At 41.7% G+C, this 20,478-nt stretch carries 24 protein-coding genes; 20 read left to right on the forward strand and 4 right to left on the reverse strand.

Annotated features, from left to right (window positions below; genetic code table 11):
• Positions 1-3: 3 nt before the first annotated feature.
• On the reverse strand, positions 4-633 hold the full coding sequence (locus tag B6N13_RS09760) for an LPP20 family lipoprotein (RefSeq protein WP_012071451.1): 630 nt from the start codon (positions 631-633) through the stop codon (positions 4-6).
• Between the two features lie 394 nt (positions 634-1,027).
• Here B6N13_RS09760 and dinB point away from each other — a divergent pair, with 394 nt between their 5' ends.
• The 10 genes from dinB to B6N13_RS09810 all read left to right on the forward strand — a co-directional run bounded on the left by dinB (position 1,028) and on the right by B6N13_RS09810 (position 8,350).
• The gene (dinB, locus tag B6N13_RS09765) at positions 1,028-2,086 is read left to right on the forward strand and encodes a DNA polymerase IV (RefSeq protein ID WP_169459230.1); all 1,059 of its coding nucleotides are present in this window, start codon (positions 1,028-1,030) and stop codon (positions 2,084-2,086) included.
• A 70-nt stretch (positions 2,087-2,156) separates the two neighbouring features.
• A complete protein-coding gene (locus B6N13_RS09770; protein ID WP_169459231.1) occupies positions 2,157-3,137 on the forward strand; it encodes a hypothetical protein in 981 nt (326 codons plus the stop codon).
• Between the two features lie 119 nt (positions 3,138-3,256).
• Positions 3,257-3,925 (forward strand): dienelactone hydrolase family protein, encoded by a 669-nt coding sequence (locus B6N13_RS09775; protein ID WP_169459232.1) that lies wholly within the window; start codon positions 3,257-3,259, stop codon positions 3,923-3,925.
• 40 nt (positions 3,926-3,965) lie between these two features.
• On the forward strand, positions 3,966-4,778 hold the full coding sequence (locus B6N13_RS09780) for an inositol monophosphatase family protein (RefSeq protein ID WP_169459233.1): 813 nt from the start codon (positions 3,966-3,968) through the stop codon (positions 4,776-4,778).
• 32 nt (positions 4,779-4,810) lie between these two features.
• Positions 4,811-5,269, forward strand: a complete 459-nt coding sequence (locus B6N13_RS09785; protein ID WP_012071446.1) for a DUF2489 domain-containing protein — start codon at positions 4,811-4,813, stop codon at positions 5,267-5,269.
• On the forward strand, positions 5,269-5,640 hold the full coding sequence (locus tag B6N13_RS09790) for a hypothetical protein (RefSeq protein WP_169459234.1): 372 nt from the start codon (positions 5,269-5,271) through the stop codon (positions 5,638-5,640). Before B6N13_RS09785 ends, B6N13_RS09790 begins: the two co-directional genes overlap by 1 nt.
• A gap of 37 nt (positions 5,641-5,677) precedes the next feature.
• Complete coding sequence (locus B6N13_RS09795) at positions 5,678-6,508, forward strand: mechanosensitive ion channel domain-containing protein (protein WP_169459235.1); 831 nt, start codon at positions 5,678-5,680, stop codon at positions 6,506-6,508.
• Positions 6,509-6,624: 116 nt separating this feature from the next.
• Entirely contained in the window at positions 6,625-7,134 is a 510-nt protein-coding gene (gene greB, locus B6N13_RS09800) for a transcription elongation factor GreB (protein ID WP_048814121.1), read from the forward strand.
• Complete coding sequence (locus B6N13_RS09805) at positions 7,131-7,994, forward strand: DUF72 domain-containing protein (protein WP_169459236.1); 864 nt, start codon at positions 7,131-7,133, stop codon at positions 7,992-7,994. Before greB ends, B6N13_RS09805 begins: the two co-directional genes overlap by 4 nt.
• A 47-nt stretch (positions 7,995-8,041) precedes the next feature.
• Complete coding sequence (locus B6N13_RS09810; RefSeq protein WP_169459237.1) at positions 8,042-8,350, forward strand: NGG1p interacting factor NIF3; 309 nt, start codon at positions 8,042-8,044, stop codon at positions 8,348-8,350.
• On the opposite strand, the gene B6N13_RS09815 is transcribed toward B6N13_RS09810, so the two are convergent.
• The 3 genes from B6N13_RS09815 to ccsA all read right to left on the reverse strand — a co-directional run bounded on the left by B6N13_RS09815 (position 8,331) and on the right by ccsA (position 10,983).
• Positions 8,331-8,876, reverse strand: coding sequence for an NUDIX hydrolase (locus B6N13_RS09815; protein WP_012071440.1), 546 nt, complete (start codon positions 8,874-8,876; stop codon positions 8,331-8,333). The two genes, B6N13_RS09810 and B6N13_RS09815, sit on opposite strands and share 20 nt — an antisense overlap.
• Positions 8,877-8,885: 9 nt before the next feature.
• Entirely contained in the window at positions 8,886-10,142 is a 1,257-nt protein-coding gene (locus tag B6N13_RS09820; protein ID WP_012071439.1) for an HlyC/CorC family transporter, read from the reverse strand.
• A 73-nt stretch (positions 10,143-10,215) separates the two neighbouring features.
• Positions 10,216-10,983, reverse strand: a complete 768-nt coding sequence (gene ccsA / locus B6N13_RS09825) for a cytochrome c biogenesis protein CcsA (RefSeq protein WP_012071438.1) — start codon at positions 10,981-10,983, stop codon at positions 10,216-10,218.
• 130 nt (positions 10,984-11,113) lie between these two features.
• Here ccsA and ffh point away from each other — a divergent pair, with 130 nt between their 5' ends.
• The 10 genes from ffh to B6N13_RS09875 all read left to right on the forward strand — a co-directional run bounded on the left by ffh (position 11,114) and on the right by B6N13_RS09875 (position 20,413).
• Positions 11,114-12,496, forward strand: a complete 1,383-nt coding sequence (ffh, locus tag B6N13_RS09830) for a signal recognition particle protein (protein ID WP_012071437.1) — start codon at positions 11,114-11,116, stop codon at positions 12,494-12,496.
• 178 nt (positions 12,497-12,674) lie between these two features.
• A complete protein-coding gene (rpsP, locus tag B6N13_RS09835; RefSeq protein ID WP_012071436.1) occupies positions 12,675-12,923 on the forward strand; it encodes a 30S ribosomal protein S16 in 249 nt (82 codons plus the stop codon).
• A 15-nt stretch (positions 12,924-12,938) separates the two neighbouring features.
• Positions 12,939-13,484 (forward strand): ribosome maturation factor RimM, encoded by a 546-nt coding sequence (rimM, locus tag B6N13_RS09840; protein WP_169459238.1) that lies wholly within the window; start codon positions 12,939-12,941, stop codon positions 13,482-13,484.
• 22 nt (positions 13,485-13,506) lie between these two features.
• Positions 13,507-14,259 (forward strand): tRNA (guanosine(37)-N1)-methyltransferase TrmD, encoded by a 753-nt coding sequence (gene trmD / locus B6N13_RS09845; protein WP_012071434.1) that lies wholly within the window; start codon positions 13,507-13,509, stop codon positions 14,257-14,259.
• A gap of 69 nt (positions 14,260-14,328) precedes the next feature.
• A complete protein-coding gene (gene rplS / locus B6N13_RS09850) occupies positions 14,329-14,691 on the forward strand; it encodes a 50S ribosomal protein L19 (protein WP_012071433.1) in 363 nt (120 codons plus the stop codon).
• A 102-nt stretch (positions 14,692-14,793) separates the two neighbouring features.
• Positions 14,794-15,510 carry a thioredoxin fold domain-containing protein gene (locus tag B6N13_RS09855; RefSeq protein ID WP_012071432.1) on the forward strand — a complete coding sequence of 239 codons (717 nt, stop codon included), beginning with the start codon at positions 14,794-14,796 and terminating at the stop codon, positions 15,508-15,510.
• 144 nt (positions 15,511-15,654) lie between these two features.
• Positions 15,655-16,956: a homoserine dehydrogenase gene (locus tag B6N13_RS09860; protein ID WP_012071431.1), complete on the forward strand. Its 1,302-nt coding sequence runs from the start codon at positions 15,655-15,657 to the stop codon at positions 16,954-16,956.
• 12 nt (positions 16,957-16,968) lie between these two features.
• On the forward strand, positions 16,969-18,354 hold the full coding sequence (gene thrC, locus B6N13_RS09865) for a threonine synthase (RefSeq protein ID WP_012071430.1): 1,386 nt from the start codon (positions 16,969-16,971) through the stop codon (positions 18,352-18,354).
• Positions 18,355-18,434: 80 nt separating this feature from the next.
• A complete protein-coding gene (locus B6N13_RS09870; protein WP_169459239.1) occupies positions 18,435-19,154 on the forward strand; it encodes a 16S rRNA (uracil(1498)-N(3))-methyltransferase in 720 nt (239 codons plus the stop codon).
• 80 nt (positions 19,155-19,234) lie between these two features.
• The gene (locus tag B6N13_RS09875; protein ID WP_248280289.1) at positions 19,235-20,413 is read left to right on the forward strand and encodes a GGDEF domain-containing protein; all 1,179 of its coding nucleotides are present in this window, start codon (positions 19,235-19,237) and stop codon (positions 20,411-20,413) included.
• Positions 20,414-20,478: the final 65 nt, after the last annotated feature.

Genomic DNA, 20,478 nt, shown 5'->3' on the forward strand with positions numbered 1-20,478 from the left:
TTGTTATTCAATGCTATAAAAGTTGGTTGTTGGTGTTGCGTTTTCAACATTAACAGCACGATAGCCAGGTTGAATCTTACAATTTGGGTCTGTTTGGATGTTTGAGGAACTCAAACATTGACGAAAGTTTTCTTGCAGCGCCATTTCAACAACGGTTTCGAATATTCCGTCTTCATGTTCGCGTTGAGAAACGACTTTTGCACCAACTAAGTATGCATCGACATAGGTTCTTAACTCATCGTTTTGCATGACCATGTTGCTCAATGAGCTGGAGCCGTCAATTTTCAAGCCATAAACTCGTTCTGATAGATTTCTATAGGCATCTAGCATAGAACTGCGCATTGTCATAATTCGGGCTTGGGATTTTGTCAGACGTTTGTTTGTCATCATTGCCGCATAACCTGTGGCAGTAACTATGATAGGTTCTTGTTTGATAACTGCAATGGTGTTATTCGCGTTTAAGGCGCCATTTTGTGGGTAGCCATAAGTAGTGCTATTTCCGATAGTGTTACCGTTACAAGGAGCGACAGTAGTACAAGGTGTTCCATCTGCGCTTTGTTGGTAAAGGCTTTGGCACCCGGAAAGAATTATCGCCCCTATGGCTATAAAAAAAATACGAAGTGATAATGTCATGGTGGTGCCCTTTGTGTGGAAGTCTTTACCTTAATATCCTGTGTTGAAATAACACACTTTATGCGATGTGATTTCAACTGAGCGATTTTGCGCTACAGGTTTTATTGTGAATAGTTTGTTCAAAAATCCTTTTATTTTTCAACAAGCCTAATCTAGTGGACAAAATGTAAACCATTTTGCTCTCTAGCGTCCATGTTTGACCACTTAAAAAAGCGCTTTTTCTTTGTTTTTGATAGTGAATCTGTTCTATCAGTGCATTTTTTTGAGTTTTCTCGATTATTTTACGTTCAGAGAGAGTTATCTAGAAGAAAATTTACATTTTTTATTGAGGTGGTGAAGGTGTTTTTTAGATAGTGTAAACTGTGTTTTTATACAGTATTTTTTGGGTGTTATATTGCAGAATCGAAAGATTATTCATATAGATGCTGATTGTTTTTATGCTGCGATAGAGATGCGGGACGATCCAAATTTGCGTGATATTCCAATGGCTATTGGTGGCCCCGCAAGTGGACGGAGTGTATTGTCGACGGCTAACTATGCCGCTCGAGTTTATGGTGTTCGTTCTGCTATGCCGACATCTGTGGCGAAACGGCTATGTCCTGCCTTGCTTGTTATACCTGGAAATATGAATAAATACCGACTTGCTTCTGAGCAAATGCATGCTATTTTTCGAGAATTCACCGATATCATTGAGCCCTTATCATTGGATGAAGCGTATCTTGATGTTACTAACTCATCAAGTTTTCAAGGAAGTGCTACACGGATTGCGGAAGAGATACGTTCAAGAATACTGAAAGAAGTTGGTATTACGGTTTCTGCAGGAGTAGCGACTAATAAATTCATCGCAAAAGTAGCAAGCGATTGGGATAAACCAGATGGATTAACGGTTGTTACACCAGAAAAGCAGTTTGAGTTTGTTTCTAATGTTCCCGTTAAGTTTATTTCAGGAATAGGTCGTGTTGCGCAAGAAAAGCTGGCTTCACTAGGCGTATTTAAATGCTCAGATTTACAAGCATTAGATTTTTCTGTTTTACAAAAAAGTTTTGGCAGTATGTCATTTCGTTTGTCCCAATTTGCCCTAGGGATTGATGATCGACCAGTGACTGTTTCTCGGGAAAGAAAGAGTATTTCGGTGGAGCATACCTTTTCTAAAGATTTGCTTGATCTCAAAGAGTGTCAGGCAGTCTTACCTATCTTGCTGACCGATCTAAAAAAGCGTATGTCGGGAAGAGATTTCGAATCTCAACTAAGCAAATATTATCTAAAAGTAAAATTTGACGACTTTAAGCAAACAACAATAGAGCAACCAATTAAAGCCAAATTATCTGATGATGTGTTTTCGCAACTGTTGCAGCAGGCTTATTCTCGGTCTCGTCGTCCAGTTCGTTTAATTGGTGTGGGCTATCGTCTATCTCCACCAGAGCCTCATCAATTAAACCTCCCTTTTGTTTGATTGTGTAAATTTTGATCAATATCGTAACGTCTTACTATACTTAAGGGCGAACAATACGGAGGTGATCATTATGTTGAAACAGCAAAGTAAGTTTGATTATACAAATCTAAGTATGCCAGACCCCTTGTCACACCGGTTGCGATTCGAAGTGGAGCAAACATTAAGTTGTTTGTATGCGGATGCTTCTTTGGTTGATCAAATGGAAGGATTATATTTGCCTTTTTCTAGTTGGTTGAGTCAAAAGGCTCATGCAGGGAAAGGGCCTTTAGTTGTTGGTGTTGGTGGTGCACAAGGATGTGGAAAAACTACGTTTTGTAGTGTTATTAGTCGAATATTGAGTAAGGGCTTTGATCTAAATTGTATTGTGATTAGTTTGGATGATCTGTACAGCACTCGGCAAGATCGTATGAAATTTGCCAGTCAAACAACACCAATGTTTTCTGTGCGAGGTGTGCCTGGAACACATGATGTTAGTTTTGCGCTCTCGCTTTTTGAACGGCTGAAAAACCTTAAAGAGGGTGAAGTGATGAAGTTTCCTCGCTTTGATAAGTCGATTGATGATCGAAAGGCTGTGCATTTGTGGCAAGAAGTTCAGGGCCCTGTTGATGTTGTTTTATTTGAAGGTTGGTGTGTTGGTGCACCGCCCATGGTTGAGGGTATGGATCAACCGTTGAATCAGCTTGAAGCGGAAATGGATACTGATGGATTGTGGCGTCATAAAGTGAATCAACTTTTAAAAGACGATTACAAAGCGTTATTTTCACAAATTGATCTAATGGCTTGGATGCAGGCGCCAAACTACGAAGTTGTTTATCATTGGCGTGATAAGCAAGAGAGGGTACTCGAAAGTCATCTTCATGATATTCATGGTATTTTGTTGGATACTATTGATTTAAAAGTGATGTCCTCGAAAGAGCTGAAGCAATTTATGCAGTATTACGAAAGATTGACTCGACACATGTTAGCGGTGATGCCAGGTAAAGCGGATGTGTTATTTCAGTTGAATGAAAAACAAGAAGTTATGGAGATGCGTTTCCCAGTTGAGCACTAAACTTTAATGTTAAAGACTATTTTAAAAGAAGCTGCAGTAGGAGCAAGGTGTCGAGTGAGAAACGTCAATATGATAGGCTATAGCTAATTGCGATAGCCTATTTTTTTGGAGTGTTAAAAATGACTGAATTATTGCCCTCTGTCTTAGTGGAAACGAACGAGCAGCCAGATGCTGCTATTATTTGGTTGCATGGTTTAGGGTCAGACGGCCATGATTTTGAGTCTTTGGTTCCTGCTTTATCTTTGTTACCAACGTTAAAAGTGCGCTTTGTTTTTCCTCATGCTCCACGTCGTCCTGTTACTGTCAATGGCGGTATGGAGATGCGTGCTTGGTATGACATATATGAGATGACTTTGGAGCGGAAAGTAGATATGGAAAATATCGATGAATCCTGTCTACAAGTTGAGCAATTGATACAGGATCAAATTAATAAAGGTATCGCCCCAAATCGAATTATCTTGGCTGGTTTTTCTCAAGGTGGCGTTATCGCTTATCAAACAGCATTGCACACTAAGTATATGTTAGCTGGCGTGCTCGCGTTATCAACCTATTTGGTTAATGGCGATAAAGTGCCAGAAGCAGATGCTTGTCCTAATGGTCAAACCCCAATTCTTATTCATCACGGCTCGCAAGATCCAGTAGTTGCGCCAGTGTTGGCGACTCAAGCAAAGGATCTTTTAGTGTCTAAAGGTTATTCTGTTGCTTTTCAATCTTATGACATGCCTCATTCTGTTTGTCCTGAGCAAGTGTTGGATATATCTCATTGGTTAAATGCTCGATTGGCTTAGTTGGTTAAGTATATTTATCTCTTCTTAATAAGGGGCTTTTGTGTCTAAAAACTATGAGGAATGGCTGGATTTTGCGAAAGCTCTAGCAATGAAGGCTGGTGAAATGATCGTAACGGCGCGAGAGAATTCAAGCTTCGTACGTGATTATAAAATGGATCATGAACTGGTTACTTCGACTGATATTGCGGTCGACCAGTACATTTGTGGTCGTATTGTAGAAAAATATCCTTCTCATTGTATTTTGTCTGAAGAGTCTTCACCACATATGGATCTTGGTAGTATTGGTGATGACTTGCCAGTTTGGGTGATTGATCCTATTGATGGTACGGTGAATTTTGCCCATGGTCATCATAATGTGGCTGTTTCTATTGGTCTTTATATTGGCGATCAGCGAATTTTGGGCGTGGTAAATGCACCGTTTTTAGGGGAGTGTTTTTGGGCGCTGAAAGGTTCGGGAGCCTTCTGTAATGGAAAGTCTTTAGCGGTTTCTAGCGCTGGAGAGTTAAGAAATGCCTTGGTTGCTACTGGGTTTCCTTATCAAAAAACCGCATTGGCGCCTATTATTGAACGCGTGTCGCGTATTTTACATCATTGCCAAGATGTTCGTCGTAATGGTTCTGCGGCTTTGGATTTGTGTTGGGTTGCCGCTGGGCGTTTGGATGCTTATTTTGAAAGTGTAAAGCCTTGGGATATGGCAGCCGGCGTTTTAATAGCTGAAGAGGCCGGTGCTAAAGTCGGGTGTTATTTAACTAGTGCATCGACTTGGCCTGAGGTGGTTAACGGGGAAGGTCTTTTGGTATCGACACCTCAATTATATACTGACCTTTTGGCTCTTGTTGATGTTGATTTATGACGTGTTTATTTTTGGTTGATTAGGTTTTTTTTATGTCTTTTTCTGTATTTATGATTGTTTTGCTCTGCTGTGTTGGTGTGATTGTTGTATCTCTTTGGTTTATTCGTCATCAACTAAAATTAAACAAAGCGCGAGAAGAAAAAATTCGTGCTGGTGAAGAACGTTTTAATGAAGAGCGCCAAAAGAGGATTGATAGTATTCGAGTGCTTTTAAAAACGGTGGGGACGGAAGAACTCAATTGGATAGAAGCTAGTATACGAATAAAACATTTGTTGGATCAGTTGAGTGAAGATTTGTCTGCGCATGAAGATATTTCGGCTTTTTATATTATTACTGAGAAAACCCAGCATATTCCTACTCATGAACAGTGGGAGAGTTTACCTAAGCCTGCAAAAATGAAGTTTAGACTCGAAATGGATAGTTACGAAGTGGAGCATGCTGAGCATTTGCAGCGCGCTAGAACCTCTTTAATGGCTTATGGTTTCAAATAATGTTGGTTCAGTTGCTAGTTTCTATCAGTTTTTTATTTCTACTGTTAGTTTTTCTGGTGTTGTTTTTTATTCGTCATCAATCAAAAGTACCTTATTATAGGTTGACTCAAGATCAATGTATAAGCTTGCTTAAAAAAGCAATTCAAGGTGTTTTGCCTGAATATGAGTGGCATGCTTTCATCGGTATGACTGTTAGAGATGACGATGCGCTTGATGAGTTAAGAGAGCAGTGTTTATTGATTGATGAGCTAGGTGTGAAGGGAACGCAATTAATTAATGGACGGGTTTGTATTACTTTCAATAAAAAAGGTATTTCCCAGCTGGAAATATTGTTGGATGAGTGGCAGCATAAATCAAAGTATTTAGTCTGATTTTATTTTAAAACGGAAAAGCATAGGGTTTACTTGTATGAATGAGTTAGAAAAGTTATTTGAGCAAGGCTCCGAGATGATGCCTTGGTTGGCTGATAGTGTTATCAATTTAGTAATTGGTCTTGTTGTTTTCTTTGTGGGTAAGTTTATCGCTTCCAAAGTATCGCATTGGTGTGAGAAGCGAATGCTTAAGGCTTCTGTTGATCAAGCCGTTGCTGGTTTTGCGTCGAGCATATTGTATGCCTTGATGTTTGCAGGTGTTGCCTTGATGGCGTTGGGGCAAATAGGAGTAGAGACGACATCCTTTATTGCTATTCTTGGTGCTGCAGGCTTAGCTGTTGGTCTTGCTTTGCAAGGTTCCTTGTCTAACTTTGCGTCAGGTGTGCTAATTATAATATTGCGTCCATTCCGTTCGGGTGACTTTATTGATGCTGGCGGTCAAATGGGTACGGTTAATCGTATTGAGTTATTTCATACGTATCTTAAAACACCAGACAATCGTGTCATCATAGTACCTAATTCTTCAGTGATGAATGGTTCAATTGTAAACTTTTCTCGTGAATCAACTCGCCGCTTAGACCTTGTTATTGGTATTAGTTACGATGCAGATATCCGTTTGGCAAAACAAATTATGGAAGAAATCGTTAATGCTGATGAGCGTATTTTAAAAGATCCTAAATGTTTGATTGCTGTTTCTGAATTGGCTGACAGTTCAGTGAATTTCTTTTTGCGCCCTTGGGTTGCATCTGGCGATTACTGGGCGGTGCGAGCGGAGCTTTTAGAAAAAATTAAATATACCTTTGATGAGCGTGGTGTTGGTATCCCATACCCTCAAATGGATGTGCATGTGCATAAGCAAGAGTCGTAAGCTTACATAGCTTTAACTTCTTTTCGCTGTAATATATGAAATGCCGCCAACTAATAGCTGGCGGCATTTTTGTTTTTTACTATCTTTCGTTTTTTAATAATTAAAGGCTGCTAAAAATGAGTCGATACCGTCCGCCCTCGCCACCCAAATCAGCATATATTACTCAAGAGGGTGCTCAGGCTTTATTGGCTGAGCTTAAATATTTATGGAAAGAAAAGCGTCCAGCGGTGACTGAAACAGTTCGAGAAGCTGCTGCTCAAGGTGACCGCTCTGAGAATGCGGAATATATCTATGGGAAAAAGCAGTTGAGAGAAATCGATAGGCGAGTACGTTATCTGGAAAAACGCTTAGAGGTTTGTACTGTGGTGGATCGTTTTCCTAGTGACCAAGAGCGAGTGTTTTTTGGGGCTTGGGTGACATTGGAAGATGAGGCTGGAAACCTAAAAGAATATCGTATTGTTGGTCCTGATGAGCTGGATCATCATTCTAGTTACATTAGTATTGACTCTCCTGTTGCTCGGGCTTTGCTGAAAAAACAAGAAGGTGATGAAGTGGTTATTCGTCTTGCTGGCGGAGAGAAAACATACATTATTGACGCGGTTGAATACCGTCAAGTAGTTGCATGACTATTTACTACGGCATGGCGCAGTGGCAACATCCAGCTTGGGTGAATTGGCTTTATCCTGCCTCACTTCCAAGTGCGGAAAGAATTGCCCGATATTCGCAAGTATTTTCGACGGTCGAGGTGGGGAGTACTTTCTATACCAAGGTGGACGATGCCCAGTTGATGCGCTGGTACGAATCGGTTTCCGATGAGTTTAAGTTCAGTTTCAAAGCGCCTCAAACTGTTACTCATCGATTGATAGAGCGTCCTTGGAGTGACGTTCAGCGCGATTGGTTGGCTTTTATGGATTCGTTGCAACCGTTACAGGCTAAGCTTGGTCCAACCATGTTGCAGTTCCCTGCTATATGCGATGAGCGTGCTTTGGATACTATTTTAGCCTTGTGCGATATGTGGACGTTATCTGCGCCTTTGTCTGTTGAAGTACGTAATCTTGCTTATTTTGATAAGTCTCAAACAGAACAAGGTTTTTTAGCCGGATTGTCTGGTAGAAAAGTGAATCGTGTGGTGATGGATTCTAGGCCGGTTTTCTCCACTGAGGCTTATTGTGAAAGCTTGATTGATGCTCAGAAGAAAAAACCGAGGGTGCCTTGTCATCCCGTAGCGACTTCGAATCATCCTGTTGTACGTTTTATTGGCCATCCAGATTTGCCACGAAATAATCTTTGGTTAGATCAATGGGCGGTTAAATTATCCCAATGGTTGTCTGATGGTCTTACTCCAAGTGTATTTGTACATTCTTCGGACAATATTGCTGCGCCAACTCTAGCTGCACAATTAGATGAAAAAGTTCGCTCGCTAACGCCCAATTACCAGAGTGCTTTGGTTCTGCCGCAAAGTCAGGAGCAAGTTAGTCTTTGGTAAGTTGGATAAATGTATTGTTCGTCTAAATGAAATGGTTGGAGGGTGTTATGTATTCATTAGTGTTTTACGTGCCTGAATCTCATTTAGAATCTGTTAAACACGCTGTGTTTTCGGCTGGAGCAGGTTCAATGGGAAACTATGACTCTTGTTGCTGGCAGGTGAAAGGACTGGGGCAATTTAGGCCTGCAAAAGGAGCGACTCCTTTTCTTGGTAAAGTCGGTGAATTAGAGTTTGTTGATGAATATCGAGTGGAAATGGTTTTGAGAGAGGAAGTGAAGGCGAGTGTTTTAGCTGCCTTATTGTTGGCGCACCCCTATGAAGAGGTGGCCTACCATTTTATTCAGACACAGTGTTGAAGTGAATGGTGTCTTCGTGGAAACCGTATTGACCTTTTTTATGATCTTCGATGAAAAACTCAATAGTTTTAGTGACGCTGCTGAAGGCCAGTTCATCCCAAGGGATTTCATCAAGATCAAATAAGGCAACTTCTGAGCTTTCTTCGGTTGCATGAAAGTCATCTTTCTCTAATTCTGCGATATAAAAAAGATGCACTTGATTGATACGAGGGATGCTGATCATGCTAAACGCTTGTTTGCATATAGCAGTTGATCCGCTTTCCTCTAGAGTCTCTCTTAATGCGCCTTCACTGGTGGTTTCTTGGTTTTCCATGAAGCCGGCAGGCAAAGTCCAGAAGCCGAAGCGCGGCTCAATATTTCTTTTACAAAGCAAAATTTTATTATTGTAAATGGGGATGGTGCCCGTAATTAGTCTCGGATTATCATAATCGATAAACTCGCAACTTGGGCAAACCGCACGTAGCCTATTATCCCCAGCAGGAATGGTCATATTAACGGCGTGACCGCATTGCGGGCAATATCTCATGATGTTTCCTTAACGTTTCAGCTGAAGCTTGGCGTATTTGACGACTTTATCTTCGATTTCTTGAATTTCGATCATGTAATGTCCAACCCATAAGCTAATTGGGTGCTCCGGGATGAATTCCAGTGTTTCGATAATAAGGCCGTTGAGTGTCTTCGGTCCGTCTGTTGGTAGATGCCAATCAAGCGTTTTGTTGATCTCTCGAATGTGTGTCGAACCTTCGATTCTAAAAGAGCCGTCATCAAGAGTTTGAATTTCTTCTTCTTCGTCTTGGGTTGGTGGAGTGAACTCACCCACGATTTCTTCAAGTACGTCTTCTAGAGCAGCAATACCTTGGACATCACCATATTCATCTACCACGATACCCATTTGTTGATGATCTTTCTGGAAGTTCAGCAAGACTGTATTCAGGGAAGTGCTTTCAGGAATGAAGTAAGGCTCAACAGTTGCTTTTAATAAAGCGGCTTTAGATGGTGTCGGGTCGCGTAAAAATACGGCTGCATGGCGTGCGTGAAGAATACCGATGACTTTGTTGATCTCACCATTATAGACAGGCATGCGCGTGTGTCTGCTTTGGCAGATTTGTTCGATAATCTCTTCAATCGAGTCTTCTATGTCGATGCCAACCACTTCATTTCGAGGAATCATGATGTCTTCGACAGAGACTTTCTCTAGATCGAGAATCGAAATCAGCATTTCTTGGTGAGCCGCAGGGATTAATCCACTTGCTTCATTTACCACGGTTCTTAGCTCTTCCGAGTCTAGGGTATCGTGGTTTTTTTGCGAGGCATGTACACCGATTAAGCGCAAAAGGCCATTAGATAAGCCATTTACTAGCCAAACTAGCGGGTAAAGAGCTTTTAATAAAATCGCAAGGATCCAAGATGCTGGAAAAGCAATTTTCTCAGGGTGTATCGCGGCCAATGTTTTTGGTGTGACTTCTGCAAAAATTAGTACCACCATAGTGAGCGCAGCTGTCGCGATCGCAACACCTGCGTCGCCCCATAAGCGCACGGCAATGATGGTTGCTATCGCCGAGGCAAGGATATTGACAAAGTTGTTTCCGATTAAGATGACGCCGATAAGTCTATCAGGGCGCTCTAAAAGAGAGTTTACTTTGATTGCTGATCGGTTCTTGTTCTTAACAAGGTGTTTAAGTCGATATTTGTTTATCGACAACATTCCTGTTTCAGAGCTCGAAAAGAAAGCAGAAAGTAAAATAAGACAAAAAAGTATTCCACCAAGAACACCTAAGGGTACTTCGTTCAAAAAGGGATCGCCTCAATTATGTAGATAACTGGATTATTGGTTCTTAAGGTCTTACTGTCAAACATACTTTAAATTAATGACGTAATATTTGTAGTGCTATTTGGCTGCCAAAGTAGCCTAGCATTAGCAAGAAAAAACCACTCAACGTTAGTTTTACCGCTAGTTGCCCACGCCAGCCAGCTATATGTCTGCCAAGTAGTAAACCTGCAAATACAAACCAAGAAGCAATAGTGAAAAAAGTTTTGTGCACTAAGTGCTGGGCAAACATGTCTTCAATAAAATAAAAGCCAGTTGCTATTGTGATGGTTAATAAAATGAAAGCGGCCCAGATAAATTCAAACATTAAGCGCTCTAATACCTGTAGCGGCGGTACTCTAAGTAGTTGTTTCAGTTTATGGTGTTTAAGTTGGTACTCTTGCATAGCAAGCAAAATACCAACGCCACAAGCGGCAGTGAATAAACTGTATGCAGCAGAGGCAATAAGAATATGAGCGCTAGTGCCCCAAGAGTTGCTATGCAGTTGGGTTAAGTCCCACGGCTCGATTGCATTTAATGCAATAATAATTGCGCCAAGAGGGAATGCGGTGCCGAGCAATAGCGACAAATCTTTATCGCGGTTACTGAACCAAAGTAGGCTGTTGCCAATTAACGCAATAAGTAGCCCAATTGTTAAAAAGTTAAAGCCATCTCTATTCAGTAATACTTGTGTGAGAGAGAATGTGTGTATGGCAATCGTAATTGCCCCAATGTACTGGGTTGAGCGATTTTCTGGACGCAGGTAATACGCTGTGCCAGCAATCAAACAAGCGATACAAGCAAGCCAAAGCGATAATTGAGTCATGAAACTAAAGGTTCCGCAGGGTAAAGGTATAGGGTGATAATCATTTATCCGTTATAATAGAGACAATTTCACCTTGGATAAACTGAAACCGTAGGTTTTTTTCCATTTAGAGCCAAAATTTGAGGGCAATATGTTCGACAATTTATCGAATCGCTTAACTTCCTCGCTTGATCGTATTCGAGGTCGAGCTAAATTAACCGAAGACAACATACAAGAAGTGTTGCGTGAAGTGCGCATGGCGCTTCTTGAAGCTGATGTTGCTTTGCCTGTTGTTAAAGATTTCATTGCTGCGGTTAAAGAGCGGGCAATAGGGACCGAAGTTTCTAAAAGTTTGAGTCCTGGTCAAGTTTTCCTGAAAATTGTTAAGCAGGAACTTGAGAATGTTATGGGGCAGGCTAACGATGGCCTTAACCTTAGAGCAGCTCGTCCAGCGGTAATTTTATTGGCTGGTTTGCAAGGTGCGGGTAAAACCACATCGGCGGCTAAATTAGCAAAATACTTGAAAGAGCGCGAGAAAAAATCGGTATCGGTTGTTAGTGCCGACGTTTATCGACCAGCGGCTATTAAACAGCTTGAAACATTAGCTGGTGAAGTGGGTGTTGATTTCATTCCAAGTGACTTGTCACAAAAGCCGATTGATATTGTTAATAACGCTATCGATTACGCCAAAAAAGCACACAAAGATGTTTTGATTGTTGATACTGCAGGTCGTTTGTCGATTGATGAAGACATGATGGCAGAGATTAAAGCTCTGCACGCCGCTGTTAATCCAATTGAAACTTTATTCGTTGTAGATGCCATGACGGGCCAAGATGCGGCGAATACAGCAAAGGCCTTTGGTGATGTGTTGCCTCTTACAGGTGTAATTCTTACCAAGACTGATGGTGACGCTCGTGGCGGCGCCGCTTTATCTGTTCGTCACATTACAGGTAAACCGATTAAGTTCTTAGGTGTTGGTGAAAAAACCAGTGCATTAGAGCCGTTCCACCCTGATCGTTTAGCGTCTCGTATCCTTGGTATGGGAGATATGCTTTCCTTAATAGAGGAAGCAGAGCAAAAGATCGACAAAGAAAAAGCTGAAAAACTTGCAGGCAAGCTGAAAAAAGGCAAAGGCTTTGATTTAGAAGATTTCAAAGAGCAGCTTCAGCAGATGAAAAACATGGGGGGGATGAGTTCCATGTTGGACAAGCTTCCTGGTATGGGGCAGCTAGGTAATATTCAAGATAAAGTGAATGATAAAATGTTCGTGCAAATGGAAGCTTTGATAAACTCCATGACACCAGCTGAACGTCACAATCCAGATGTTATAAATGGTTCTCGTAAAAAGCGTATTTCAACGGGTGCTGGTTTGCAAATTCAAGATTTAAATCGTCTTTTAAAGCAGCATAAACAAATGCAGAAGATGATGAAGAAGATGACCGCTAAAGGCGGAATGAAGAAAATGATGCGTGGTTTGGGGGGAATGATGCCGGGTGGTGGTATGCCTGGCGGTGGAAATTTCCCCAAGTTTTAAGCATATCTTCTTGTTTTTATTGACGGCAGTTAAAAAACTGCCGTTTTTAATGTCTGGGTGAGTAATTCGCCCTTTTGTTTTTCTAGTTAATCGACTAGAATATGCCGCCTTCTTGTTGTATGAGTCAAAAATTCGACTCGGCAAGGGGTGTTTCGTTAAGCAATAAGGAACCAATCATATGGTAACTATTCGTCTTTCTCGTGGTGGCTCTAAAAAGCGCCCATTCTATCATTTGAACGTGGCTGATAGCCGTCGTGCACGTGATGGTCGTTATATCGAGCGTTTGGGTTTCTTTAACCCTGTTGCTCGTGGTCAAGAAGAACGTCTACGCATCGATCTAGATCGCGTAAATCATTGGGTTAGCCAAGGCGCTCAACTTTCTGACCGTGCTGCGCAGCTTGTAAAAGATGCTAGCAAAAACGCTTAATACTGAGGTAATGCTATGTCTGAATTAAAACAAGCGGCCGCTCCTGAGCAAGCCCTTGTGGTTGGACGCATTACATCGGTATATGGTGTTAAAGGGTGGGTGAAGTTATATTCTCACACCGAACCAATGCAAGGGATCTTTGATTATAAGCATTGGTGGTTGAAAACTTCTAGTGGGTGGAAGACCGTAGAATTAAGCCAAGGCCGTCTGCAAGGGCGAGGTTTGGTAGCATCGGTAAAAGGTTATACAGACAGAGATCAAGTAAAAGATATCTGTGGTATGGACGTTTATATAGATGCAGCAGAACTGCCAGAATTGGAAGAAGGTGATTATTACTGGAGCCAACTGGAAGGACTGAGGGTTATTACCAAAGAGGGTGTCCTCTTAGGGAAGGTTTCTCAACTTATGGAAACTGGTGCGAATGATGTAATAGTTGTCCGCGCGTGTGAAGGTAGCTTTGATCGTGAAGAGCGATTGATTCCTTATGCTCCAGGAACTTATGTTTTAAACATCGATTTAGAACAGCAGGAAATGGTAGTGGACTGGGATCCAGAATTTTAAACAGATAAGCTGAGGTCACAACGTGAAGGTTAGCGTTATATCGCTCTTTCCGGAGATGTTTCAGGCCATTACCCAATACGGGGTAACAGGCAGAGCCATTAAGTCTGGGTTGGTTGAGGTGGATTTTTTTAATCCCCGCGATTTTACTCATGACCGACATAAGACTGTAGATGATCGACCTTATGGTGGTGGTCCAGGGATGCTGATGAAAGTTCAGCCTCTCAAAGATGCTATTGCGAGTGCCAAGTTATCGGTACCCAATGCAAAAGTTATTTATCTATCCCCTCAAGGGCGTACGCTAACGCAAGAAGGCGTGCAACAGCTTGCTAAACAAGCAGAATTTATTCTGGTAGCAGGTCGTTATGAAGGCGTTGATGAGCGTTTGATTCAATCTGAGATTGATGAAGAATGGTCAATTGGCGACTTTGTCCTAAGTGGTGGTGAGTTGCCGGCAATGGTGCTTATGGATGCTGTCTCTAGGATGGTTCCAGGAGTGCTGGGAAAACAAGCGTCTGCGGATGAAGATTCATTCTCTGATGGTTTGTTGGATTGCCCGCATTATACTCGCCCAGAAGTGCTAAATGGCGAACCTGTGCCATCAGTGCTGCTTAGTGGCAACCACGAGGAGATTAGACGCTGGCGTTTAAAGCAAAAGCTCGCAAGAACTTTTCAGCGCCGGCCAGACCTTCTGCAGAACCTTGAGTTGGACAAGGAACAGCAGTTGCTGTTAGAAGAGTTTATTCGCGAAACTGAAGATTCAACCTCGGCAGAGTAGGAATTGCGAGCTTATCAGAAAGAAGAACCTTCATGCTGATAAGAAACCATATCATTAGGAGTCACATCCATGAGTAATAAAACTAAACTGATTCAGCAGATTGAAGCTGAACAAATGACAAAAGAAGTCCCAGCCTTCGGCCCTGGTGACACTATTGTTGTTCAAGTTAAAGTTAAAGAAGGTTCACGCGAGCGTCTACAGGCCTATGAAGGTATTGTAATCTCTAAGCGTAACCGTGGTCTTAACTCAGCATTTACCGTTCGTAAAATCTCTAGCGGTATTGGTGTTGAGCGTGCTTTCCAAACGTACAGCCCATTGGTTGAAAGCATCGAAGTTAAACGCCGCGGTGACGTGCGTCAAGCTAAGATCTACTACCTACGCGAGCGTTCTGGTAAATCTGCACGTATCAAAGAAAAATTGGCTAAACGTTAATTTTTTCTTATTAAAAAAGGCGACGCGAGTCGCCTTTTTTTATGGAACTAACCCCCGTTCGTATGGCCTAATAGAGACTATTTACATGTCTTTGAGGTTACCATGAAGCGTTTTTTCTGTTCCCTGTCTCGCTCTGCTGCAATAACTACGTTGCTTTCTCTTTCCTGTGCAGTATTTGCTGATCAATCAGCAGTCTTATTTGCAGTTCAAACGGCGTTGCCTCAATATGAAGTTGAAAGTGCGAAATTGCATGAAGGCGCGGGCTTGTATGTTGTTGTTTTGAAGAACGGTCCAACATTACATGTAACGCAAGATGGCAAATATTTTGTCGCGGGTGATCTTTACCGAATAGACAATACAACGCTTGAGAACGAAACAGAAAAAGCAAAACTTGCCAAAATTGAAACACTTCCTGAATCGCAAATGATCGTCTACAAAGCAAAGGACGAAAAAGCACACATCACCGTATTTACTGATGTTGATTGTGGTTACTGTCGAATGCTTCATAAAGAAGTGCCAAAACTTAATGAGGCAGGAGTTACTGTCCGCTACTTGGCTTACCCAAGAGCGGGAATTGGCTCAGAAGCCTATACTAAAATGGTCAGTATTTGGTGTTCAGCAGATCCTCAAGAGTGGCTTACGCAAGCAAAATTAGGCGCTGAAATTCCTGAAAACAAATGTGTTAACCCAGTTGCAGATCAGTATAAACTAGGCAACGAAGTAGGGGTGCGTGGTACGCCAAGTATAGTGCTAGACAACGGTGAGTTTTTACCAGGATATTTACCAGCGGCTGAGTTGGTTAAACACCTTGGGTTATAGACTTATCGCGAAATATTCCACTAAACATGAGCCTTCTTCAGCCTTTTCTACGTTGGGTTTGAATAATACTGGCGTTATAATGAATCAGCTTGTCACTTAACTAAGTGTCTTATAAAAATTAAATTATCTCTGTGGGGTATTGTTTTGAAACCGGTAAAAGTCGGAATTTGTGGACTGGGGACAGTGGGGTCCGGTAGTTTTAACATTCTTCGTAATAATGCGGAAGAGATTACACGACGTGTGGGTCGCAGTATTGTTATTGAGCAAGTAGGTGCCCGTCGTGATAACGACGCTTGTGATACCTCCGGTATTAATGTTACCCGTGATATTTTTGATGTGGTCAATAATCCAGAGATCGACATTGTTCTTGAGCTGATTGGCGGAACTTCTGTCGCGAAAGAGCTGGTTCTTAAGGCCATTGAAAATGGCAAGCATGTTGTGACCGCAAACAAAGCGCTTATTGCTGAGCATGGCAACGAAATTTTTGCCAAAGCTCAAGAGAAAGGTGTCATTGTCGCGTTTGAGGCGGCAGTGGCTGGCGGCATTCCTATCATCAAACAAATTCGTGAAGGTTTGTCTGCAAACCGAATTGAGTGGCTAGCGGGTATCATTAATGGCACCGGCAATTTCATTTTGACCGAAATGAGTCAAAAAGGTCGCGGCTTTGAAGATGTATTAGCAGAAGCACAAGCACTTGGTTATGCCGAAGCGGATCCAACTTTTGATATCGAAGGTATTGATGCCGCACATAAGTTGACGATTCTAGCATCCATTGCATTTGGTATCCCTTTGCAGTTTGAAAAAACTTATACTGAAGGTATCAGTCGAATTACTTCGGAAGATGTGGCGTTTGCCGATGATCTTGGTTATGCCATCAAACACTTGGGTATTGCTCGTCGTTCCAAAGCGGGTATTGAGTTGCGAGTTCATCCTACGTTGATTTCCCATAAGCAGCTTTTGGCTAATGTAAATGGCGTAATGAATGCCATTATGGTGCAAGGCGATGTTGTTGGGCCGACTTTGACTTACGGTGCGGGTGCTGGCGCATTACCAACGGGCTCTTCTGTTATCGCTGATGTTATTGATGTTGCTCGTACTTTGACGGCGGATCCAACCAACAGAGTGCCGCATTTGGCGTTCCAAGCTGACTCTTTGTCTCAGGTGCAAATCTTGCCTGTTGAAGAAATTGAATGTGGTTTCTTCCTTAACATGACGATTAAAGATCGCGCAGGAGTGCTTGCCAATATTACGCAGATTCTTTCTGTGAATAACATCAGTATTGAGTCTCTTATCCAGCGTGAGCGCGAAGGTAGCGAGTTAGTGCCATTGGTTGTGATGACTCATGATGTAAAAGAACGCAATATGAATGCTGCTATTGCAGCAATTGAAGCCTTGCCGGATGTTGCTGGAACTGTACAGCGAATCCGTGTTGAAAACTTGGCGTAAGAGAGAACAAAGATGAAATACATTTCTACTCGTGGTAAAGCGCCTGCGCTTTCTTTTGGTGATGTGTTGTTAGCTGGTTTGGCTAATGATGGGGGCTTGTATGTACCAGAAACTTTGCCTCATTACAGCAAAGAAGAAATTGCTTCTTGGGCTAATCTTAGCTATCAAGAATTAGCTTTTAAGGTGATGTGGCCGTTTGTAGAGGGCGATATCCCAGCTGATGCCTTTAAAACTATGATTAATGACGCCTATGCAGGTTTTAATCATACTTCTATTGCGCCTATGGTGCAGGTTGGCAACAACGAATGGATTCTCGAGTTGTTCCGTGGTCCAACGTTGGCATTTAAAGATTTTGCATTGCAGCTACTTGGTCGTTTGATGGACTATGTGTTGTCTGAGCGTAAAGAGAAACTGGTTATTCTTGGTGCCACATCAGGTGATACAGGGTCGGCTGCGATTGAAGGCTGTCGCCACTCTGAGCATTTAAATATTTTTATTTTGCACCCATATCAGCGCGTTTCTGAAGTGCAACGTCGTCAAATGACAACAGTGATTGATGATAATGTGTTTAATATTGCTGTTAAAGGCAATTTTGATGATTGTCAGGGTATGGTGAAATCAAGTTTTGCTGATCAGTCTTTCTTGAAAGGTGCTAAGTTGGGTGCGGTTAACTCGATTAACTGGGCTCGTATTATGGCTCAAATCGTTTACTACTTTTCTTCTGCATTGTCTGTTGGTGCTCCTCATCGCAAAGTGTCTTTCTCTGTACCAACAGGGAATTTCGGTGACATCTTTGCGGGCTATTTAGCGAAGAAAATGGGCTTGCCTATTGATCAGCTTGTTGTTGCTACCAACCAGAATGACATTCTCCATCGTGTGATTGCTGAAAATGACATGAGCCGTCAGTCTTTGAATGTGACTTTGTCGCCAAGTATGGACATTATGGTTTCCAGTAACTTTGAACGTTTGTTGTTCGATGCTCATGGGCGCGATGGTGTAGCGATTGATGATTTGATGTCTCGTTTTAATAAAGGCGATGTGGCATTAAATGATCAAGCTTGGACTTATGTTAAAGAGTACTTTGATAGCTACAAAGTGGATGACGAGAAAACGTGTGAAGTGATTGCGGATGTATTCGCTAAAACGCAATATCTTCTTGATCCTCATACGGCCATTGGTCTTGAAGCCGCGCGTCACTGTTGGAAAGATCAGTCTGTGCCAATGATTACTTTGGCAACAGCACATCCTGTGAAATTCCCTGAAGCGGTTGAAAAAGCAGGTTGTGAATCACCTGTTTTGCCTGAGCATATGAAAGACCTTTTTGAGCGAGAAGAGTCCTATACTGTTCTAGATAATAGTTTGAGTGATGTACAGGCTTTTGTAGCCGATAAAATCTAGATAGTTATCGCTCATTAAAACTAATAACGGCCAATCTTTGATTGGCCGTTTATTTTTCCTACTTACTTTGCGTTTATCATATGAATATCATTTTACTCGATTCTAAAAATACCCTTGGTGATGGACGTTATGGTCTAACTGAGCGTCAGCAAACCCATATTTCAAAAGTCATTAAAGCTGAATCAGGTGATGTGCTGCGTGTGGGTGTGTTAAATGGAAAAATTGGCGAAGGTGTATATGAATCCCCAAGCGAAAGCCAGCCAGGTTATATCCATTCATTAGATCTTACCTTGCAACCACCAACACCTTTGCCAATGGTATTGGTGATGGCTTTGCCAAGGCCAAATATGCTGAAACGAACCTTGCTGAATATCACTGCGATGGGGGTGAAAGATTTATACCTTATTCACTCCGCTAAAGTAGAAAAAAGCTATTGGCAAAGTCCAGTACTGCAAACAGAATCGATTCAGCAATGTTTGCTAGAAGGGCTGGAGCAAGCTAAAGATACAGTAATACCAAATTGGTCTTTAATACCAAGGTTTCGCCCTTTTGTAGAAGATCAATTACCAGATATTTTAAAAGATAAAATGGGTTTACTTGCTCATCCTTATTTAGCCAAGCGATGCCCAGTTGATATTCAGCAGCCTTGTGTTTTGGCACTGGGGCCAGAAGGTGGCTGGAATGAATTTGAAGTGTCCAAATGGCATGAAGCGGGCATGGAATCAGTACATTTAGGGGATAGAATTTTAAAAGTGGAAACCGTAGTGCCGGTTTTGTTGTCGCGTTTGTATCCAGCCTAATGCACTAAGTACTTGAATTGTTGTAATTTGTAACTACAGGGGGTTATGAGAGGAGCTATTTTAGGCTTTGGTGTAGGATTATGCATATTGGGGAGTTTGCTCTTATATTCCCTGCCATATACGACTCAGATATGCTGGGTCGGAGAATATGTATGACAAAACACGTACGTAAACCGAAACTTGATAATATCGAAAAAAATAAGACTAAGACCTCTTGGTTGACCTATATCTATGTTGGTAATACTGATGGTGTATTTTCTGAAAATATTCGTCGAGTATTTATTATCAATTTATTCACCTCTGTTGGTGTTCTTTTCACTTTTCCATTGGGCATTGAGTCTCTTATTGAAGGAAAAGTTGTTCTTGGGGCCGCTTTGATATTGATTGCATTTTTATATGCAACGAATCACATCTATTTGCGTTATACGCATAACCACGCCTTATCTGGTAACTTTGTAATCTACCCTTTATACGCTTTGATGATTTACCTTGTTTATACTGGTGGGGTGAAGGGAACAGGGCATGTGTGGATATTTTGTATTCCTGCTGTTTCCTTATTTTTGCATGGCATGAAGAGGGGGTTGGTTGAATTAAGCTTTTTTACTTTCGCTTTAATCATTACGATGTTTTTTACGGATAGCCATTTTGCAGAGTTTGGTTATGATCCAGTGTTAAAAACGAGGATTCTATTTTCTTTTGTAGTGGTGGTTTTTCTTTCAGGTATTTATGAATATTCAATGTCTCGGTTTAACCAGGAGTTAAAAGAAACTTCAGCCAAACTAAAACTCGTCGCTTATATTGATGCACTGACTGAACTATTAAATCGAAGAGGAATGTTGCAACGGCTTGAGACAAGCTCTTATCATAATTTTCACCTGCTTTTGGCTGATGTAGACTTTTTTAAACGCATAAATGATGGATATGGTCATGACGCTGGAGATTATGCTCTTTCTCAATTGGCTAAAATTATCCAAATGTCTATTCCAGAGGGGGGCTTAGCTTCTCGATGGGGAGGAGAAGAATTTTTGATAGCGGTTTGTGATTGTAGTGAGTCGGAGGCTTTTGCTTTAGCTGAATCTATCCGGAAAGATGTAGAAAATTATGAGTTTGAATATCTAGATCAGAAGTTTCGTATGACACTGAGCTTTGGTATGGCGACAATGAATGAATCTACTTCATTGCGAGAGGCGATAACTCTTGCTGATAGTCGTTTATATGGTGCAAAGCGCGCTGGTCGAAATCGAACTCGAAAAAACTAAATGTGCTGCCGCTTTTTGATGGTGGTAATAAAAGAAGGCCCTGCTAAATGATTTGAGCAGGGCCT

It is taken from the genome of Marinomonas sp. UCMA 3892 (genome assembly GCF_012726345.1).
In the GTDB taxonomy this organism is placed as follows: domain Bacteria; phylum Pseudomonadota; class Gammaproteobacteria; order Pseudomonadales; family Marinomonadaceae; genus Marinomonas.